Annotated in this window: 1 protein-coding gene; it reads left to right on the plus strand. The window is 77.8% G+C overall.

Annotated features, from left to right (window positions below):
* Nucleotides 1–45: 45 nt before the first annotated feature.
* Nucleotides 46–22296, plus strand: coding sequence for a type I polyketide synthase (locus AB0F89_RS22500; protein ID WP_367127518.1), 22251 nt, complete (start codon nt 46–48; stop codon nt 22294–22296).
* Nucleotides 22297–22298 lie beyond the last annotated feature (2 nt).

The raw sequence follows: 22298 nt of genomic DNA on the forward strand, positions 1-22298 counted from the left end.
GTACCCGTTCGTGTCGCCGTCGACCGTCGAGATGGGTTGGGTTGAATGGGCAACGAAGACCGGCTCCGGGACTACCTCCGCCGTGCCACCGCCGACCTGCGGCGCAGCAAGCAGCGGGTGCGGGACCTGGAGGAGCGGGACGGGCAACCGCTCGCCGTCGTGGCCACCGCCTGCCGCTTCCCCGGCGGGGTGGAGGACCCGGAGGGCCTGTGGCGGCTGGTGGCGTCCGGTGTGGACGCCACCACGCCGTTCCCCACCGACCGCGGGTGGGACCTGGAGGCGTTGAAGGAGCTGTCCGCGACCGACCGCGGCGGCTTCCTGCACGACGCGGCCGAGTTCGACGCCGAGCTGTTCGGGATCTCGCCGCGCGAGGCGCTGGCGATGGACCCGCAGCAGCGGCTGCTGCTGGAGGTCGCCTGGGAGGCGGTCGAGCGGGCCGGTGTCGACCCGCAGTCGTTGCGCGGCAGCCGGACCGGGGTGTTCGTCGGCGGGTTCGCGCAGGACTACGCGGCGGCGGTGAGCGGTGACGCGGAGGACTTCCGGCTGACCGGCAACACGACGAGCGTGCTGTCCGGGCGGCTGGCGTACGTGCTCGGCCTGGAGGGGCCCGCCGTCACGGTGGACACGGCGTGCTCGTCGTCGCTGGTCGCGCTGCACTGGGCGGTGCGGTCGCTGCGGTCCGGCGAGTGCGGCATGGCGCTGGTCGGCGGCGTCACGGTGATGGCCACGCCGTCGATGTTCGTGGACTTCACCCGGCAGGGCGGGCTGGCCGCCGACGGGCGGTGCAAGGCGTTCGCCGACGACGCGGACGGCACCGGGTGGGCCGAGGGCGTCGGCGTGCTGGTGCTGATGCGGCTGTCGGACGCCGTGCGCGAGGGGCGGCGGGTGCTCGCGGTCGTGCGCGGCACCGCCGTCAACTCCGACGGCGCGTCCAACGGCCTGACCGCGCCCAACGGGCCGTCGCAGCAGCGCGTGATCCGCGCGGCCCTGGACGACGCCCGCCTGTCGCCGTCTGATGTGGACGCGGTGGAGGGGCACGGCACCGGGACGTCGCTGGGCGACCCGATCGAGGCGCAGGCGCTGCTGGCCGTGTACGGCGGAGAGCGGGCCGAGCCGCTGCGGCTCGGGTCGCTGAAGTCGAACATCGGGCACGCGCAGGCCGCGGCCGGTGTCGGCGGCGTGATCAAGGTGATCGAGGCGATGCGGCACGGCGTGCTGCCGCGCACGCTGCACGTCCGGGAGGCGTCCACGAGGGTCGACTGGTCGGCCGGCGCGGTGCGGCTGCTGACCGAGGCCGAGCCGTGGCCGGAGACCGGGCGGCCGAGGCGGGCGGCGGTGTCGTCGTTCGGCATCAGCGGCACGAACGCCCACGTCGTGCTGGAGCAGGCCCCCGAGCCGGAAGCCGAGCCCGTACCGGGAACCGAGCCCGGAGCCGAACTCGAAGCCGGAAGCGAACCCGAGCCCGGAATCGCTGTCGGTCCGGTCGCCGTGCCGTGGTTGCTGTCCGGCCGCACCGAGGGGGCGTTGCGCGCCCAGGCCGCCAGGCTCCACGCGTGGGTGACCGAACGGCCCGAACTCGATCCCGCCGACATCGGCCGGGCATTGGCGGGCGCCCGTTCGGTGCTCGACCACCGGGCCGTCGTCGTCGGCGCGGACCGCGCGGAGCTGGTGGCCGGCCTCGCGGCGCTCGCCGCCGGTGACGCGGCGGCCAACGTCGTGAGCGGCGTGGCCGACGGCGAGGGCAAGGCCGTGTTCGTCTTCCCCGGCCAGGGCTCCCAGTGGGTGGCGATGGGCCGCGAGCTGTGGGAGACCTCGCCGGTCTTCCGGCAGCGCGCCGAGGAGTGCGCCCGCGCCCTCGCGCCGCACGTCGACTGGGACCTGGCCGCCGTCCTGCGCGGCGAGGCGCCGATGGACCGCGTGGACGTCGTGCAGCCCGCCCTGTTCGCGGTGATGGTGTCGTTGGCCGAGGTGTGGCGGTCGCACGGGGTGCGGCCCGCCGCCGTCATCGGCCACAGCCAGGGCGAGATCGCGGCGGCCGTGGTCGCGGGCGGGCTGTCGCTGGAGGACGGCGCGCGCGTCGTGGCGCTGCGGGCCACCGCGATCCGGGAGCGGCTGGCCGGTCGCGGCGGCATGGTGTCGGTGCCGTGGCCCGCGGCGCGGGTCGAAGCCCTGCTGGCCGATCACCCCGACGTGTCGATCGCCGCCGTCAACGGGCCCTCGTCGGTGGTCGTCTCCGGCGAGGTCGGCGCGCTGGACGCGGTGTTCGCCGAGCTGACCGCGCGGGACGTGCGCGCCCGCCGCGTGGACGTGGACTACGCCTCGCACTCGGCCCAGGTGGCCGAGCTGGAGCGACGGCTGCTCGCCGACCTCGCGCCGGTCGCGCCGCGCACCGGGACCGTGCCGTTCTTCTCCACCGTGACCGGCGACTGGCTCGACACCGCCGAGCTGGACGCCGGCTACTGGTTCCGCAACCTGCGCCAGACCGTCCACTTCGGACCGTCGCTGACCGCGCTGCTCGACGGGGGGCACGGGTTCCTGGTCGAGGTCGCGCCGCACCCGGTGCTGCGCGCCGGTATCGCGGAGGCGCTGGCCGAGACCGGCTCCGGCGTCTCCGTCGGCACGGTGCGCCGCGACGAGGGCGGCCTGCGCCGCTTCCTGCTGTCCCTGGGCGAACTCGCGGTGCGCGGCGGTCCGGTCCGGGTGGCCGACGCCCTGCCGGCCGGTCCGCTGGCCGACCTGCCCACCTACGCCTTCCAGCGCCGCCGCTACTGGCCCGCGCCCCGACCCGTCGCCGTCACCGAGGGGCACCCGCTGCTGGGCGTGCCGATCGAGGTGGTGGGCACCGGCCCGGCGGGGTCGGGGACAATGGTGTTCGGGACCCGCCTGCGGCCCGCCGCGCTGCCCTGGCTGAGCGATCACACCGTGGCCGGGGCCGTGGTGCTGCCGGGCACGGCGTTCGTCGAGCTGGCGGTGGCGGCCGGTGACGAGGTCGGCTGCCCGCGGGTGGCCGAGCTGACCCTGCGCGAACCGCTCGTCGTGCCCGCGCCCGGGGTCCGGGTGCAGGTCGTGGTCGGCGCGGACGAAGGCGGCCGGCGGACCGTGGACGTGCACTCCCGCGTCGGCGACGAGTGGGTCCACCACGCGTCCGGCGTGCTGGCGGCCGGCGGTCCGACCCCGGTGGCGAGCGGCGAGTGGCCGCCCGCCGACGCCGAACCGGTCGACCTCACCGGGTTCCACGACGGGCTGGCGGCGCACGGGTTCGGCTACGGGCCCGCGTTCCGGGGGCTCCGGGCCGCGTGGCGGCGGGGTGACGAGCTGTTCGGCGAGGTGGTGCTGCCCGAGACCGCGTCGGCCGAGGGGTACGGCCTGCACCCGGCGCTGCTCGACGCCGCCCTGCACGTCACCGCGCTGGTCGAGGGCCGGCCCGCCGGGCTGCCGTTCGCGTGGACCGGTGTCGACCTGCACGCGACCGGCGCGACGGCGCTGCGCGTGCACGTGACCGGTGACGTCGGGACCGGGTTCGCGGTGGAGGTGACCGATCCGGCGGGCGCGCCCGTGGCGTCGGTCGAGCGCCTGGTGCTGCGTCGGAGCGAGGGCGTGACCACGACGGGCGCCGCGCTGCGCCGCGTCGAGTGGGCGCCGGTCCCCGTCGGCGGGAACCGGGTCGAGGCCACCGTGCTGCGGGTCGGGTCGACGTCCGACGACGCCGGGGCCGAGGCCGGGGTGTTGTGCGCGCGGGTGCTGGGCGTGCTGCGGGAGTTCCTGGCCGGGCCGGACGGGCGGCTCGTCGTCGTCACGCGGAACGCCGTCGCCGCACGTCCCGGCGACGTGGTCGAGGACGTCGCGGCCGGTGCGGTGTGGGGCCTGGTGCGCAGCGCGCAGGCCGAGCACCCCGGGCGCATCGTGCTCGTGGACACCGACGACGACCTGGACGCCGTGCCGGACGTGGACGAGCCGCAGCTGGTCGTGCGCGGCGGCACGGTGTTCGCGGGCAGGCTCGCGCGCGTCACGCCGAGCGGCGGGGTGTCGTTCGGCGGCGGCACGGTCCTGATCACCGGTGGGCTCGGCGCGCTGGGCGGCGAGATCGCCCGCCACCTCGTGCGTCGGCACGGCGTGCGCGGCCTCGTGCTCACCGGCCGCACCGGTGGCGAGGTCCCGGGCGGGCTCGAAGGCGCCGACGTCCGGGTCGTCGCCTGCGACGTCGCCGATGCCGACGCGGTGCGCCGCCTGGTCGACGGCATCCCGGACCTGACCGCCGTCGTGCACGCGGCGGGCGTGCTGGACGACGCCCTGGTCACCGACCTGACCGACGACCGGCTCTCCCGCGTGCTCGCCGCCAAGGCGGGCGGCGCGTGGCACCTGCACCGGGCCACCGCGCACCTCGACCTGGCCGCGTTCGCCCTGTTCTCCTCGCTCGCCGGGACCCTCGGTCAGGCCGGGCAGGCCAACTACGCCGCCGCCAACGCCTTCCTCGACGCCCTCGCCGCCCACCGGCACGCGAACGGCCTGCCCGCGCACGCCCTGGCCTGGGGTTTCTGGGAGCTGCGCGGCGCGCTGACCGCCCACCTCACCGACCAGGACCTGACCCGGCTGGCCACCACCGGCATCCGCCCGCTGGCGACCGGGGACGCGCTGGCGCTGTTCGACGCGGCCCTCGCCGGCGCGGACCCGGTCGTCGTGCCCGCCCACTTCGACCCGACCGCGTTCGCCGACCGCCCCGACCTGCCCGGCGTCCTGCGCGGCCACCGCCGCCCGACCCGCCGCGCCGCCGCCACCGACCCCGCCGCGCCCGCCGACGCCCTGGCCGCCCTGCCCGCCGCCGATCGGGAGCGCGCGCTGGCCCGGCTCGTCACCGCGCACGCCGCCGCCGTCCTCGACTTCGCCGACCCCGACCAGGTGCCGCCGCACCGGGCGTTCCGCGACCTGGGCTTCGACTCGCTCACCGCGGTCGACCTGCGCAACCGCCTCGCCGCCGCCACCGGCCTGCGGCTGCCCGCCACGACCGTCTTCGACCACCCGACCCCCGCCGCCCTCGCCCGCCACCTGGGCGCGGAGCTGTTCGGCGCCGCCGGGGCCGCGACCGCGCCGGACGAGCCGGCGATCGCCGAAGCCGAGGACGACCCGATCGTCGTCGTCGGCATGAGCTGCCGCTACCCCGGTGGCGCGGACTCGCCCGAGGGCCTGTGGCGGGTCGTCGCCGACGGCGTGGACGCGATCGGCGACTTCCCGGCCGACCGAGGCTGGGACCTGGCCCGCATCCACCACCCCGACCGCACCCGCCAGGGCACCACCTACACCCGCTCCGGCGGGTTCCTGCCCGACGCGGGCGCGTTCGACGCCGGGTTCTTCGACATCCCGCCCCGCGAGGCGCTGGCCGTGCACCCGCAGCAGCGCCTGCTGCTGGAGGCGGCGTGGGAGGTCTTCGAGCACGCGGGCATCGACCCGAACTCGGCGCGCGGCACCCGGACCGGGGTGTTCGTCGGCGCCACCGGCACCGGGTACGCGCCCGGCACCGCCGAGGAGGCCGCCCACCTGGAGGGGCTGCACGCGGTCGGCACCGCGCCGAGCTTCACGTCCGGCCGGGTCGCCTACTTCCTCGGCCTGGAGGGCCCGGCCGTCACGATCGACACGTCGTGCTCGTCGTCCCTGGTCGCCCTGCACTCCGCGGTGTCCGCGCTGCGGGCGGGGGAGTGCGGCATGGCGCTGGTCGGCGGTGTCACGGTGCTCACCGACCCGTCGCTGTTCATCGAGTTCAGCAGGCAGGGCGCGCTGTCGGCGGACGGCCGCTGCCGGGCGTTCGCCGACGACGCGGCCGGCACCGGCTGGTCCGAGGGCGTCGGCGTGCTGCTGGTCGAACGGCTGTCGCGGGCCCGCGAACTCGGCCACCGGGTGTGGGCGGTGGTGCGCGGCACGGCGGTCAACTCCGACGGCGCGTCCAACGGCATCACGTCGCCGCACGGCCCGTCGCAGCAGCGGGTGATCCGCGCCGCGCTCGCCGCCGCCCGCCTGGCGCCGTCCGAGGTGGACGCCGTCGAGGCGCACGGCACCGGCACGAAGCTCGGCGACCCGATCGAGCTGCAGGCGCTCATGGCCACCTACGGCCAGGACCGCGAGCAGCCGCTGTGGCTGGGGTCGATCAAGTCCAACATCGGGCACGCGCAGTGGGCGGCGGGCATCGCCGGCGTCATCAAGATGGTCATGGCGATGCACCACGGCGTGCTGCCGCGCACCCTGCACGCCGACACGCCCACCACCCGCGTCGACTGGTCCGAGGGCTCGATCCGGCTGCTGCGCGAGGCCGTGCCGTGGGAGCCCGCCGGGAGGCCGCGCCGGGCCGGTGTGTCGTCGTTCGGCCTGAGCGGCGCGAACGCGCACGTCGTGATCGAGGAACCGCCCGCCGCCGCGGCCGTCCCCGCCGCGGAACCGGTGGTGCGGTCCACGCCGTGGGTGCTGTCGGCCCGCACGCCCGCCGCGCTGCGCGGCCAGGCGTCGCGGTTGGCGTCCTGGCTGGACGCGCACCCCGACGTGCCCGCCGACGCGGTCGCCCGGTCCCTGCTGCGGCGCGCGTCGTTCGACCACCGGGCCGTGCTGCTCGACCGGGACGCCGCGCACGCGCTGGCCGACGACCGGCCGCACGGCGCGCTGGTCCGCGGCGAGGCCGGCACGCCCGGCTCCGTGGTGTTCGTGTTCCCCGGCCAGGGCGCGCAGTGGGTCGGCATGGCGCTGGACCTGGCCGAGTCGTCCCCGGTGTTCGCGCGGCGGCTGCGGGAGTGCGACGAGGCGTTGTCCGCGCACGTCGACTGGTCGCTGTTCGACGTGCTCGGTGACGCGGCGGCGCTGGAGCGGGTGGACGTCGTGCAGCCCGCGCTGTGGGCCGTGATGGTGTCGCTGGCCGCCGCGTGGCGCGCGCTGGGCGTCGAGCCGGACGCCGTGCTCGGCCACTCGCAGGGCGAGATCGCCGCCGCGTGCGTGGCGGGCGCGCTGTCCCTGGACGACGGCGCGCGGGTCGTCGCGCTGCGGGCGCGGGCCATCGCCGAGGCGCTGGAGGGCCGCGGCGGCATGGCGTCGGTGGCGTTGCCGGTGGCCGAGGTGGAGGCCCTGATCGACGACCGGGTGGGCATCGCGGCGGTCAACGGGCCGCGCGCGGTGGTGCTGTCCGGCGAGGTCGACGCGCTGGACGAGCTGGTGGCGTCGCTGGTCGCGCGGGACGTGCGGGCCCGTCGCATCCCGGTCAGCTACGCCTCGCACTTCGCCGGGGTCGACGCGATCGAGCAGCGGCTGGCGGACGTGCTCGCGCCGGTCGCGCCCACCGCGTCCGGCATCGCGTTCTACTCCGCGGTGACCGGTGGCGCGCTGGACACCTCCGGCCTGGACGCCGCCTACTGGTACCGCAACCTGCGCGAGCGGGTCGAGTTCGAGGCGGCCGTGCGGGCCGCGGTGGCCGACGGGCACACCGTGCTGGTCGAGGTGAGCCCCCACCCCGTGCTCACCGCGAGCGTGCAGGACGTCGCCGGGCCGGACGCCGTGGTGCTCGGCACCCTGCGCCGCGACGACGGCGACGCCACGCGACTGCTGCTGGCCGCCGCCGAGGCGCACACGGCCGGCGTGCCGGTGGACTGGGCGGCGACCGTGCCCGGCGACGGGCTCGCGGTGCTGCCCACCTACGCGTTCGAGCACGAGCACTACTGGGTGAGCCCCGCCGACCCGTCGACCGCGGTCGACCCCGCCGACGCCGGCCTGTGGTCCGCGGTGGAGCGGGCCGACGCGGGCGAGCTGGCCGCCCTGCTGGACCTGGACGCCGACCGCCGGCCCGCGCTGGCCGAGGTGCTGCCCGCGCTGACCGCGTGGCGGCGCAGGCGCGGCGAGCAGTCCACAGTGGACAACTGGCGGTACCGGGAGGTCTGGCGCGCGCTGCCCAGGGCCCGGCCCGCCGCGCTCACCGGCGCGTGGCTCGTGGTCACCGCCGCCGAGGACACCGCCGCCCAGGCTGCCCAGGCCGCCCAGGACACTGCCGCCGAGGTCGCCGACGCCCTGCGCGCCGGCGGGGTCGACGTCCGGGTGGTCGTGCTCGACGCCGACTGCCACGACCGCGCCGTGCTCGCCGACCGGCTGGGCGACGTCACCGGCCTGTCCGGCGTCGTCTCGCTGCTGGCCGCCGCCGAGGAGCCGCACCCCGCGCACCCGGCGCTGGCGACCGGCCTGGCGCTCACCGTCGCCCTGGTGCAGGCGCTGGGCGACGCCGGCGGCGACGCGCCGCTGTGGCTGCTGACCCGCGGCGCGGTGTCGACCGGCGCGCACGACCCGCTGACCTCGCCCGTGCAGGCGCAGGTGCTCGGCGTCGGCCGGGTCGCCGCCCTCGAACACCCCGCGCGCTTCGGCGGCTGCCTCGACCTGCCCGACCGCCTGGACGAGCACACCGCGGCCCTGCTGCGCGCCGCGCTCGCCGAACCCGCCGACCTGGTCGCCGTCCGCCCGACCGGCCTGCACGCGCGCCGCCTGGTGCGGGCGGGCGCGGCCGACCGCGTCCGCGAGTACGCCCCGCGCGGCACGGTGCTGGTCACCGGCGGCACCGGCGCGCTCGGCCCGCACCTGTGCCGGTGGCTGGCCCGCAACGGCGCGGAACACCTCGTCGTCGTCGGTCGTCGCGGCGTGGACGCCGGGCTGGAGGCCGAGCTGGAAGCGCTGGGCGCCGAGGTCGAGTTCCCGGTGTGCGACGTGGGCGACCGGGACGCCGTGGCCGCCCTGCTGGCGCGGTTGGCGGCCGACGGCCGCGAGGTGCGGTCGGTGTTCCACGCCGCCGCGCTCACCGAGCTGGGCATGCTCGCCGACACCTCCCTGGCCGACTTCGCCGCCGTGGTGGACGCCAAGGTCGCCGGCGCGGCCAACCTCGACGCGCTGCTGCCCGCCGACCTGGACGCGTTCGTGCTGTTCAGCTCGATCGCGGGCCTGTGGGGCAGCGGCGACCACGGCGCGTACGCGGCGGGCAACGCCTACCTCGACGCGCTCGCCGAGCACCGCCGCGCCCGCGGCCTGACCGGCGTGTCCGTGCGCTGGGGCATCTGGGCCGACGAGCGCACGATGAACCGCCCGGACGTCGACCCCGAGCAGGTGCGCCGCAGCGGCCTGCCGTTCCTGGACGTCGACCTCGCGCTGGCCGCGCTCGGCGGCGTGCTGGACGCCGACGAGACCGTGCCCGCCGTCGCCGACGTGGACTGGCCGACGTTCCACGCCGTGTTCACCACCGGCCGCCCGAACGCCCTGTTCGACGAGGTCCCCGAGGTCCGCGCGCTGCGCGTCGCCCCGGAACCGGCGCGCGACGACTCCGACCTGGTCGCGAGCCTGCGCGCGCTGCCGCGCGCCGAACGGGACCGCGCGCTGCGCGAGCTGGTGCGCGGCGAGGCCGCCGCCGCCCTCGGGCACCGCGACGACTCCGCCGTGGCCGAGGACCGCGCGTTCCGCGAGGTCGGGTTCGACTCCGTGATGGCCGTCGACCTGCGCAACCGGCTCAACGCCCGCACCGGCCTGACGCTGCCCAGCACGGTCGTCTTCGACTTCCCCAGCCCGGCCGAGCTGGCCGACCACCTGCGCGTGCTGCTGCTGGGCGAGGACCGGGCCGTCGCCACCGTCGTGCGCGAGGCGAACGACGAGCCGGTGGCCATCGTCGGCGTCGGCTGCCGGTTCCCCGGCGGCGTCACCGCGCCCGAGCAGCTGTGGGACCTGGTGGCGGCGGGCGCGGACGTGGTCGGCGACCTGCCGGCCGACCGGGGCTGGGACGTCGCCGGGCTCTACGACCCCGACCCGGACCGCCCCGGCCGCACCTACACCGCGCGCGGCGCGTTCCTGCCCGAGGCGGGCGACTTCGACGCGGCGTTCTTCGGCATCTCGCCGCGCGAGGCCGTCGCGATGGAACCGCAGCAGCGGCTGCTGCTGGAGACCTCGTGGGAGGCGTTGGAGCACGCCGGCGTCGACCCGCGCTCGGTGCGCGGCAGCAGCACCGGCGTCTTCCTCGGCGCGGCCTACCAGCACTACGCCACCGGTGTCCTGACCAACGAGGACGGCTACGAGGGCCACCTGCTCACCGGCCGCGCGACCAGCATCCTGTCCGGCCGCGTCGCCTACCTCCTCGGCGCCGAGGGCCCCGCCCTCACCCTCGACACCGGCTGCTCGTCGGCGCTGGTCGCGCTGCACCTGGCCGCGCGGTCGCTGCGCTCCGGCGAGTGCGACCTGGCCCTGGCGGGCGGCGCCACGGTCATGACGTCGCCGGAGACGCTGACCGGGTTCAGCCGGCAGCGCGCGCTGTCGGTGGACGGCCGCTGCCGGGCGTTCGGCGAGGAGGCCGACGGGTTCGGCATGGCCGAGGGCGTCGGCGTGCTGCTGGTCGAGCGGCTGGCCGACGCGATCGCCAACGGGCACCGGGTGCTGGCCGTCGTGCGCGGCACCGCGATCAACTCCGACGGCGCGTCCAACGGCATGACCGCGCCCAACGGCCGCGCGCAGCAGCGGGTGATCCGGGCGGCGCTGGCCGACGCGGGCCTGGAACCGTCCGAAGTGGACGCCGTGGAGGCGCACGGCACGGGCACGCCGCTGGGCGACCCGATCGAGGCGCACGCCCTGCTGGCCACCTACGGCCGTGACCGCACCGAGCCGCTGTGGCTGGGTTCGGTGAAGTCCAACATCGGCCACACCCAGGCCGCGGCGGGCGTCGCGGGCGTGGTCAAGGCGATCTACGCGATGCGGCACGGCGTGCTGCCGCGCACCCTGCACGCGGACAACCCGTCCTCGCGCATCGACTGGTCGGCGGGCGCGGTCGAGCTGCTGCACGCCGACCGCCCGTGGCCGCGCACGGGCGCGCCGCGCCGGATCGGCGTCTCGGCGTTCGGCATCAGCGGCACGAACGCGCACGTCGTGCTGGAGCAGCCGCCCGCCGTCGTGGCGCCGGTCGGCGAGCCGGCCCCCGTGGCGGGGCCGGCGCCGTGGGTGCTGTCCGGTCGCACGGAGGACGCGCTGCGCGCCCAGGCGGCCCGGCTGCTGGACGCCGTGCGGGCCCGTCCCGGACTGGACCCGGCGGCCGTGGCCGCGGCGCTGGCCGGGCGGTCCGGCTTCGAGCACCGCGCCGTCGTGCTCGGCGTCGACCACGACGAGCGGTGCCGCGCGCTGGCGAGCCTGGCGCGGGGCGGCGAGGACCCGGCGGCGGTGCTCGGCACGGCGGCCGACCGCGGCGAGGCCGTGTTCGTGTTCCCCGGCCAGGGCGGCCAGTGGGTCGGCATGGCGCTGGACCTGGTCGCGTCGTCGCGGGTGTTCGCGGACCGGCTGCGCGAGTGCGACGCGGCGCTGTCGCGGCACGTCGACTGGTCGGTGCTCGACGTGCTGGCCGACGAGGACGCGCTGGCGAGGGTCGACGTGGTGCAGCCGGTGCTGTGGGCGGTCATGGTGTCGCTGGCCGAGGTGTGGCGGTCGCTCGGCGTGCCGCCCGCCGGGGTCGTCGGCCACTCGCAGGGCGAGATCGCGGCGGCCTGCGTGGCGGGCGCGCTGTCCCTGGACGACGCGGCGCGGGTGGTGGCGCTGCGCAGCCGCGTGGTGGCCGAGGTGCTGTCCGGTCGCGGCGGCATGGCGTCGGTGGCGTTGCCGGTGGCCGAGGTGGAGGCCCTGATCGACGACCGGGTGGGCGTCGCGGCGGTCAACGGGCCGCGCGCGGTGGTGCTGTCCGGTGACGTGGAGGCGTTGGACGAGCTGGTGGCGTCGCTGGTCGCGCGGGACGTGCGGGCCCGTCGCATCCCGGTCGACTACGCGTCGCACTGGTCCGGGGTGGACGAGGTGCGCGACGCGCTGGCGGAGGCCCTGCGCGGTCTCGCGCCCGCGTCGACCGACGTGGACTTCTACTCGGGCGTGCTCGGCGCGGCCCTCGACACGGCCGGCCTGGACGCCGACTACTGGTTCCGCAACCTGCGCGAGCGGGTCGACTTCCAGGGCGCGGTGCGGGCGGCCGGCCGCAAGGTGTTCGTGGAGGTCGGGCCGCACCCGGTGCTGTCGATGAGCGTGCGGGACGTGGCCGGCGACGACGCCGTGGTGGTCGGTTCGCTGCGACGCGGCGAAGGCGGCGCGGACCGGCTGCTGCGGTCGGTGGCCGAGGCGTGGGTGGCGGGCGTGCCGGTGCGCTGGGACGTCCTCGTGCCCGGCGTCGCGCCCGCGGAGGTGCCGACCTACGCGTTCCGGCACGAGCGTTACTGGCCCGTGCCGGACGTGGCCGACCAGGTCGGCGCGACCGTCGACAGCTGGCGCTACCGGGTCGACTGGACGCCCGTGCCGGTGGCTCCCGGGTCGGCGACCGGTCGCTGGGTGGTCGTCGCGCCCGAGGGCGTCGACACGGCGTGGGCGACCGCGCTGCTCGGGGACGCCGTGCTGGTGCCCGGCGGCGACCGGGCGACCCTCGCCGGGGCGGTGGCGGGGCTGGAACCGGCGGGCGTGCTGTCCCTGCTGGCCGCCGGCCCCGACCCGGTCGTGGCGACCACCGCGCTCGTGCAGGCGCTCGGCGACGCCGGCACCACCGCGCCGCTGTGGTGCCTGACCCGCGGCGGCGTGAACACCGGTGACGCGCCGGCCGACCCGGAGCAGGCCGCCGTGTGGGGCCTCGGCCGCGTGGTCGGCCTGGAGCACCCCGACCGCTGGGGCGGGCTGGTGGACGTGCCGCCCGGCGAGGTGGACGCGGGTCTGCTGGCCGCCGTGCTGACCGGCGCGGCGGGGGAGGACGAGGCCGCCATCAGGTCGGGCCGGGTCCTGGGCCGCCGGTTGGTCCGCGCGCCGCGCCGCACGGCCGTCCGCCCGGTGCCCACCGGTCCGGTGCTGATCACCGGCGGCACGGGCGCGCTCGGCGCGCACGTCGCCCGCCGGTTCGCCGCCGCCGGCGCGGACCGCCTGGTGCTGGTGAGCCGCAGTGGACCGGACGCGCCGGGGGTGGCCGCGCTGCGCGCCGAGCTCGACGGCGTGGACCTGCGGGTCGTGGCCGCCGACGTGGCCGACCGGGACGCGGTGGCCGCGCTGCTCGCCGAGCACGAGCCCGAGGTGGTCGTGCACGCGGCGGGCGTGCTGGACGACGGCGTGCTGGACGCCCTCACACCCGACCGGTTCGACGCCGTGTGGCGGACCAAGGTGGACGCCGCCCGGCACCTGGACGAGCTGACCCGCGACCGGGACGTGGCCGCGTTCGTGCTGTTCTCCAGCATGGCGGGCACGCTCGGCAACCCCGGCCAGGGCAACTACGCCGCCGCGAACGCCGCCCTGGACGCGGTGGCCGAGAACCGCCGAGCCGCCGGGCGGTCCGCGACCTCGGTCGCCTGGGGCCGCTGGGCGGAGATCGGCATGGCCGCCGACACCGCGCAGGTCGACGCGGGCGCCCGCCGCGACGGGTTCGGCGCGATGGCCGCCGGGCACGCCGTGGAGGCGCTGTGGGGCGCGCTCGCCGCCGACGAGACCACGCTGGCCGTGGCCGACATCGACTGGGCGCGCTGGCAGGCCGCCGGCGCGCGGCCGAGGTCCGCGCGGTTCGTCGGCGGGTTGCTGCCCGCGAAGGCCGAGCCGGTCGCCGGGACCGCCGCGGTCCCCGACCTGATGGCCGCCGTCCGGGAACGCGCCGCCGCCGTCCTCGGGCACGCCGACCCCGGCGCGGTCGACCCGCACGGCCGGTTCCGCGACCTGGGCTTCGACTCGCTGACCGCGCTGGAGTTCCGCAACGGCCTGGCGCGCGTGCTGGGCGTGAACCTGCCCGCCACCACCGTGTTCGACCACCCGACCCCGGCCGAGCTGGTCGCCCACCTGCAGACCCTGCTCGGCGGGACCGCCGCCGAGCCCGAGCGGCCGCGTGCCGCCGTGACCGCGGACGAGCCGGTGGCGATCGTCGGCATGGCGTGCCGGCTGCCCGGCGGCGTGGACAGCCCCGAGGCGTACTGGGAGCTGCTGATCGGCGGGCGGGACGCGATCGGCCCGTTCCCGACCGACCGCGGCTGGTCGGCGGAGGCGCTGCGCGGCAGCACCACCCGGGCCGGCGGCTTCCTGCGCGACGTGAGCGCGTTCGACGCCGGGTTCTTCGGCATCTCGCCGCGCGAGGCGCTGGCGATGGACCCCCAGCAGCGCCTGCTGCTGGAGACCGCGTGGGAGGCGTTGGAGCGGGCCGGCATCGACCCGGCGGGCCTGCGCGGCGGCGACACGGGCGTGTTCGTCGGCACGAACGGCCAGGACTACGGGAACCTGCTGCTCGGGTCCGGCGTGGAGCGCGACGGGCACGTGGGCACCGGGATCGCGGGCAGCGTCGTGTCCGGCCGGGTGTCCTACGCGCTCGGCCTGGAGGGGCCCGCGGTCACCGTCGACACGGCGTGCTCGGCGTCGCTGGTCGCGATGCACCTGGCCGCGCAGTCGCTGCGCTCCGGCGAGTCCGGGCTGGCGCTGGTCGGCGGCGTGTCCGTGATGGCGACCCCGTGGATCTTCACCGAGTTCAGCCGGCAGGGCCTGCTCAGCGCGGACGGCCGGTGCAAGGCGTTCTCCGACAGCGCCGACGGCACCGCGTGGGCCGAGGGCGCGGGCGTGCTGGTGCTGGAGCGGCTGTCCGACGCGCGGCGCAACGGGCACGAGGTGCTGGCCGTGCTGCGCGGGTCGGCGGTGAACCAGGACGGCGCGTCGAACGGCCTGACCGCGCCCAACGGCCCGTCGCAGCAGCGCGTGATCCGGCAGGCGCTGGCCAACTCCGGCCTGCGACCGTCCGAAGTGGACGTGGTGGAGGCGCACGGCACCGGCACGGCGCTCGGCGACCCGATCGAGGCGCAGGCGTTGCTGGCCACCTACGGCCAGGACCGCGAGCGCCCGCTGCTGGTGGGTTCGGTCAAGTCCAACATCGGGCACACCCAGGCCGCCGCCGGGGTCGCCGGGGTGATGAAGGTGGTGCTGGCGATGCGGCACGGCGTCGTGCCGCCGACCCTGCACGTGACCGAGCCGTCGTCGCACGTCGACTGGACCAGCGGTGCGGTCGAGGTGGTGACCGGGGCGACGCCGTGGCCGGAGACCGGTCGCGTGCGGCGGGCCGGTGTGTCGTCGTTCGGCGTGAGCGGCACCAACGCGCACGTCGTGCTCGACGCGCCGGAGGTCGTCCGGCCGTCGCGCGTCGGGGCGGCCGGTCCGGTGCCGTGGCCGGTGTCGGCCCGGTCCGAGGACGCGGTGCGCGCCGCCGTGGCCCGCCTCGGGGACGTCGACGCCGACCCGCTCGACGTCGGCCACACCCTCGTGACCGGTCGGTCGGACTTCGACCACCGCGTGGTGCTGCTCGCCGGGGCCGGCGAGGTGCGCGAGGTCGCCGCCGGGACGCCGGTCGGGGGACCGCTGGCGCTGCTGTTCGCCGGTCAGGGCGCGCAGCGGGTCGGCATGGGGCTCGGGCTGGCCGCGAGGTTCCCGGCGTTCGCCGACGCGCTGGACGGGGCGCTGGCCGCGACGGGGCTCACCCGGGACGTGCTGGACGACGCGGAGCGGCTGGCGGGCACGGAGTTCGCGCAGCCGGCGCTGTTCGCGTTCGAGGTGGCGCTGTTCCGGCTGCTGGAGTCGTGGGGCGTGCGGCCGGACGTGCTGGTGGGGCACTCGGTCGGCGAGTTCGCCGCCGCGCACGCGGCCGGGGCGCTGTCGCTGGCGGACGCGGGCCGGCTGGTCGCCGCGCGCGGCCGGCTGATGGCCGCGCTGCCGCCCGGCGGGGCGATGGTCGCGGTGGACGCGTCGGAGGACGAGGTCACGCCGTTCCTGGGTGACGGGGTCGTGCTGGGCGCGGTGAACGGTCCGCGCTCGGTGGTGCTGTCCGGCGTCGAGGACGCCGTGACGGCCCTCGCGCGGCGGTGGGAGCGGGAGGGCAGGCGCACCAAGCGGCTCGCCGTGTCCCACGCCTTCCACTCGCCGCTGGTCGAGCCGGTCCTGGCGGAGTTCGCCGAGGTCGCCGCCGGGGTGACCGCGCACGAGCCGCGCATCCCGGTCGTGTCCACGGTGACCGGTCGGCCGCACACGGCGTTCGACGCCGACTACTGGGTGCGGCAGGTGGGCGCGACGGTGCGGTTCGCCGACGCCGTGGCCGCCGCCGGCGCGGTGACGCTGCTGGAGGTCGGGCCGGACGGCTCGCTCGCCGGGGTGGCCCGGGAGAGCGCGCCGGCCGCCGAGGTGGCGCCGCTGCTGCGGCGCGACCGGGACGAGGTGGTCGCGCTGGCCGCCGCCCTCGGCCGCGCCCACGTGCGCGGGGTCGCCGTGGACTGGTCGGAGTGGGTCGCCGGCGGCCGGCTGGTCGACCTGCCGACCTACCCGTTCCAGCGGACCGCCTACTGGCCGGAGCCGACGCCCTCGACCGCCCTCGACCCCGCGGACGTGGCGGACCTGGCCGCCGAGCTGGACCTGGACCGCGACGCCCTCGACTCGGCGCTGGCCGCGTTGGGCGGCAGGCGGCGGGCCCGCGACCACCACCGGCTGGAGTGGCGGCCGGTGCCCGCCGGGACCGCGCCGACCGGCCGGTGGCTGGCCGCGCTGCCGGAGGACCCGCCGGACTGGGTGCGCCCGCTGCTCGACTCCCTGCCGCTCGACGTCGTCACGTCCGGCGACCACGAGGGCGTGCTGTCGTTCCTGGACGTGGCGGGCACGACCGCGCTCCTCGCCGGCGACCGCCCGGTGTGGTGCGTGACGCGGGACGCCGCGACGGACCCGGCGCAGGCCGCGCTGTGGGGCTTCGGCCGGGTCGCCGCGCTGGAGCACGCCGGCCGCTGGGGCGGTGTGCTGGACGTGTCGGCCGACGCCGACCCCGCCCTGGTCGCCGCCGCCCTCACCGCGGGCGAGGACGCCGTGGCCGTGCGGTCCGACGGGCTGCACGCCCAACGCCTGGCGCCCGTCACGACGACGGCCGAAGCGCCGTTGCCGCAGGGCGCCGTGCTGGTGACCGGAGCCACCGGCGCCGTCGGGTCGGCCGCCGCGCGGTGGCTCGCCGAACGGGGTGTGCCGCACCTGGTGCTGCTCACCCGCTCCGGTGACGCCGACGCCCTGGTCCGCGAGGTCGAGGCGCTGGGCGCGACCGCCGAGTCCGTCGCCTGCGACGTCACCGACCGGGACGCCCTGGCGGCCGTGGTGTCCGCGCGCGCCCTCACCGGCGTCGTGCACGCGGCCGGTCGCTGGGAGGGCGCGGTCCACCTGGACGAGCTGACCCGCGACCACGACCTGGTCCTGTTCGCGCTGCCCACCACGATCGCCGGGGTGTGGGGCGTGACCGGCCACGCCGACGACGCGGTCGCCGACGCCCGCCTGCGCGCGGTCGCCGAGCGCCGCCGCGCGCTCGGCCTGCCCGCGACCGTCGTGTCCTGGTCGCCGTGGGCCGGGTCGGCGTCGGCCGACCGGCTGCGCCGCGCCGGGCTCACCCCGCTGCACGGCCCGACCGCCGTGACCGCGCTCGCGACCGCCGGCGGTGACGTCGTGGTCGCCGACGTCGACTGGGGGCGCATCCCCCCGCGCCCGGTCGGCGCGCGCGTCCTCTCCGAGGTCCCCGGTGTGCGGATCGCCGCGGACCTCGGGGAGGACGTCCGGGACCGGCCGCGCGAGCAGGTCGCCCGCGAGCTGCTGGACACCGTGCGCGCCGCCGTGGCCGCGGTCCTGGACCACGGGTCGGCCGCGGCCGTCCCGGCCGACCGGGCGTTCCGCGACCTGGGGTTCGACTCGCTGACGGCGGTCGAGCTGCGGGACCGGCTCACCGCCGCGACCGGCCTGGCGCTGCCCGCGACGGTTGTGTTCGACCACCCCACGCCCGAGTCGCTGCGCGACCACCTGGTCACCGCGCTGCTCGGCGACCCGACCCCCGAGGAGGTCGACGGTCCGCGCGAGGTCTCCGACGACCCCGTTGTGATCGTCGGCATGGCGTGCCGCTTCCCCGGTGGCGTGGTCGACGCCGACGGGCTGTGGCGGCTGGTCGAGGAGGGCCGGGACGCGGTCGGCGGGTTCCCGACCGACCGGGGCTGGGACCTCGCCTCGCTGCGCACCACCAGCGCGGCGGCCGAAGGCGGCTTCCTCTACGACGCGCCGCTGTTCGACGCCGACTTCTTCGGCGTCTCGCCGCGCGAGGCGCTGTCGATGGACCCGCAGCAGCGGCTGCTGCTGGAGACGTCGTGGGAGGCCCTGGAGGACGCGGGCGTCGACCCCGGCGACCTGCGCGGCTCGACCACGGGCGTGTTCGTCGGCTCGACCGGCGCGGACTACCGGCCGCCCGCCGACCTGCGCGGGCACCTGCTCGCGGGCAACGCGGCGAGCGTGCTGTCCGGTCGGGTGTCGTACGTGTTCGGGCTGGAAGGTCCGGCGATGACCGTCGACACGGCGTGCTCGTCGTCGTTGGTGGCGTTGCACCTGGCGGCCCGGTCGTTGCGGTCGGGGGAGTCGTCGCTGGCGCTGGCGAGCGGTGTGACCGTGATGTCCACGCCGATCGCGTTCGAGGAGTTCACCCACCAGGGCGGGCTCGCGGCGGGCGGCCGGTGCCGGTCGTTCGCCGAGTCGGCCGAGGGCGTCGGCTGGTCCGAGGGCGTCGCGGTGCTGGTGCTGGAGCGGCTGTCGGACGCGCGGCGCAACGGGCACGAGGTGCTGGCCGTGGTGCGCGGGTCGGCGGTGAACCAGGACGGCGCGTCGAACGGGCTCACGGCCCCGAACGGGCCGTCCCAGCAGCGGGTGATCCGGGCCGCGTTGGCCGACGCCGGGCTGCGACCGTCCGATGTGGACGTGGTGGAGGCGCACGGCACCGGCACGACGCTGGGTGACCCGATCGAGGCGCAGGCGGTGCTGGCGACCTACGGCCAGGACCGCGAGCGCCCGCTGCTGCTGGGCTCGGTCAAGTCGAACCTCGGGCACACCCAGGCGGCGTCCGGCATCGCCGGGGTGATCAAGGTCGTGCAGGCCATGAGGCACGGGCTCGTGCCCCGCACCCTGCACGTGGACGCGCCGTCGTCGCACGTGGACTGGACGGCGGGCGAGGTGGCCCTGCTGACCGAGCCGGTGGCGTGGCCGGAGACGGGCGCGCCGCGCCGGGCCGGCGTGTCGTCGTTCGGCGCGAGCGGCACCAACGCGCACGTCGTCGTGGAGCAGGCTCCGCCCGCACAGCCGGAGCCCGCACGACCGGAGTCCGCTGCCGAGGTCGACGGGCCGCTGCCCGTGCTGCTGTCGGCGCGGAGCCCGGAGGCGTTGCGCGGCCAGGCGGCCCGGCTGCTCGGGCAACTCGACCACGTGGACCTCGCGGACCTGGCCGTCGCCTCGGCCCGCTCCCGCGCGCACCTGCCGCACCGCGCGGCCGTCGTGTGCGGCGACCGGGACGAGTTGGCGCGCGGCCTCACGGCGCTGGCCGAGGGGCGCTCGACCGGTGTGGTCGCCGCGCGCGAGCCCGTGCGGGCCTGGGTGTTCGCCGGGCAGGGCGCGCAGCGGGTCGGCATGGGGCTCGGGCTGGCCGCCCGGTTCCCGGTGTTCGCCGACGCGCTGGACGAGGTCGCCGCCCTGCTCGACCCCGAGCTGGACCGACCGCTGCGCGAGGTGCCGGCCTCCGACGACCTGCACCTCACCGGGAACGCCCAGCCGGCGCTGTTCGCCTTCCAGGTGGCGCTGGCGCGGCTGCTGGGGTCCTGGGGCGTGCGGCCGGACGTGCTGGTCGGCCACTCGGTCGGCGAGGTCGCCGCCGCGCACGTCGCCGGGGTGCTGACCCTGCCCGACGCCGCCCGGCTGGTGGCCGCGCGCGGCCGGCTCATGCAGGCGCTGCCGGTCGGCGGCGCGATGGTGGCCGTGCGGGCGACCGAGGCCGAGGTGGCGCCGCTGCTCACCGCCGGCGTGGCGCTCGCGGCGGTGAACGGGCCGGAGTCGGTCGTGCTGTCCGGTGTCGCCGAGGAGGTCGCGGCGGTCGCCGACCGGCTCGCCGCCGACGGGCGCAAGACCCGCGCCCTGCGGGTGAGCCACGCGTTCCACTCGGCCCTGATGGAGCCGATGCTGGCCGAGTTCGCCGAGGTCGTCGCCGGACTGCGGTTCTCGTCGCCGAGGATTCCGATCGTGTCGACGGTCGCGGTCGGCGCCGACCACGCCGACCCCCGCTACTGGGTCGACCAGGTGCGGGCCACCGTGCGGTTCGCCGACGCGGTCGCCGGGGCGCGGGCCGACGTGTTCGTGGAACTCGGCCCGGACGGGTCGCTGTCCGGCGCGGTGCGGCAGGTGCTGCCGGAGGCGGTGGCGGTGCCCGCGCTGCGCGTCGACCGGTCCGAGCCGGTCGCGGTGACCGAGGCGCTGGCCCGCCTGCACGCGCACGGCGTGGCCGTGGACTGGGCGGTGTTCCACGGTGGCCGCCGGGCCCGCCGGGGCGCGCTGCCGACCTACGCGTTCCAGCGCGAGCGGTTCTGGCCGAAGGACGCCGTGCCGACCGCCGACCCCGCGTCGGGCTGGCGCTACGGCCTGGACTGGGCGCCGCTCGACCTGCCCGCCGCCCGACCCGACCGGCTGGTGGCGGTCGCGCCGGACGCCGGGGACCCGTGGGTCGCCGACGTGCTGGCCGCGCTGCCCGAGGTCGAGGTGGTGCCCGCCGCCGGCGACGTGCCGGACGGCGCCACCGCGCTGTTCTTCGCGGTGGACGGGTCCGAGCGCGACGGCGTGCCGGCCGCCGTGCTCGACACCGCCGCCCTGCTGCGCGACCTCGGCGACGTCCCGCTGTGGTGCGTCACGCGGGGCGCGGTGGCGGTCGGCGACGAGACGCCCACCGTCGCCGGCGCGGCCGTGTGGGGCCTGGCCGGGGTGGCCGCCGCCGAACGCCCCGACCGGTGGGGCGGCGTGGTCGACCTGCCCGTCGAGTGGGACCCGGCCGCCGGGCCCGTGCTGGCCGCCGTGCTGGCGACCGGCGTGGAGGACCGGGTGGCGGTGCGCGGCACGACGGCGCGCGGCAGGCGGCTCGTGCGGTCGGCCGCCGCGTCCGCCGGCGCCTGGGAGCCGACCGGGACCGTGCTGGTCACCGGCGGCACGGGCGCGCTCGGCGGGCACGTCGCCCGAGGTCTGGTCGAGGCGGGCGCGCGGCGCCTCGTGCTGCTCAGCCGCAGCGGGCCGGACGCGCCGGGCGCCGACGACCTGCGGGCCGAGCTGACCGCGTCGGGCGCGCGGGTGGATCTGGTGGCGTGCGACGCCGCCGACCGCGACGCCCTGACCCGCGTGCTGGCCGACCTGCCCGACCTGACCGGGGTCGTGCACGCGGCGGGCGTGCTGGACGACGGCCTGCTCGACGGGCTCACGCCGGACCGGTTCGCCACCGTGTTCCGCGCCAAGCTCACCGCCGCGCGCAACCTGGACGAGCTGACCCGGGACCGCGACCTCGCGGTGTTCGCGCTGTTCTCGTCGGCGTCGGCGGTCCTGGGCAACGCCGGGCAGGGCAACTACGCCGCCGCCAACGCCGCCCTCGACGCCGTGGCCCACCGCCGCCGCGCCGCCGGGCACGCCGCGACGTCCGTGGCGTGGGGCGCGTGGGACGGCGGCGGCATGGCCGACGACCCGGCCGCGCGCGAAGCCGCCCGCCGGTCCGGGGCGCTGCCGATGGCGCCGCGCCGGGCCGTGGAGGTGCTGCGCGCCCTGGTGCTCGAAGACGCGCCGAGCGCCGTGGTCGCCGACATCGACTGGGAGCGCTACGGCTCGGTGCGCGGTGACGCCCTCACCGCCGACCTGACCGGCGCCGGGCGGCCCGCGCACACCGCCGCCGCCGACCTGCGGTCCCGCTTGGCGGCCGTGCCCGAGGCCGGGCGGCGGCAGCTGCTGCTGTCGCTGGTGCGCGCCGAGGTGGCCGACGTGCTGCGGCACAGCGGCGCGGACCGCGTCGCGGCCGACCGGACGTTCACCGACCTCGGGTTCGACTCGCTCACCGCGGTCGAGCTGCGCGACCGGCTGGCCGCGCTGACCGGGTTGACCCTCGCGGCGACGCTGGTGTTCGACCAGCCCACCCCGCTGGCCCTCGCCGAGCACCTGCACCGGGGGCTCGCCGACGTGCCGGCGCCCGTCGGCCGGGATGACGAGGGCCCGGACGACGAGGAGGGCCGGGTGCGGGCGCTGCTGGCGACCGTGCCGCTGGACCGGCTGCGCGACCTCGGCCTGCTGGACGCCCTGCTCGCCCTCGGCGACGACCCGGACGACGGCGGCGCCGGCCCCGACGCGGGCGACGACGCCGACCACGACGAGGACGACGAGGACGACCTGGCCGTGGCCGACATGGACCTGGACGCCCTGGTCCGAGCCGCGCTCGGCGCGGACCGCTGACC

Source organism: Saccharothrix sp. HUAS TT1 (genome assembly GCF_040744945.1).
Taxonomy (GTDB): domain Bacteria; phylum Actinomycetota; class Actinomycetes; order Mycobacteriales; family Pseudonocardiaceae; genus Actinosynnema.

Excerpts from the sequence above, each read along its gene's own strand:
- AB0F89_RS22500 (WP_367127518.1), top strand. The coding sequence starts at position 46 with ATGGGCAACGAAGACCGGCTCCGGGACTACCTCCGCCGTGCCACCGCC.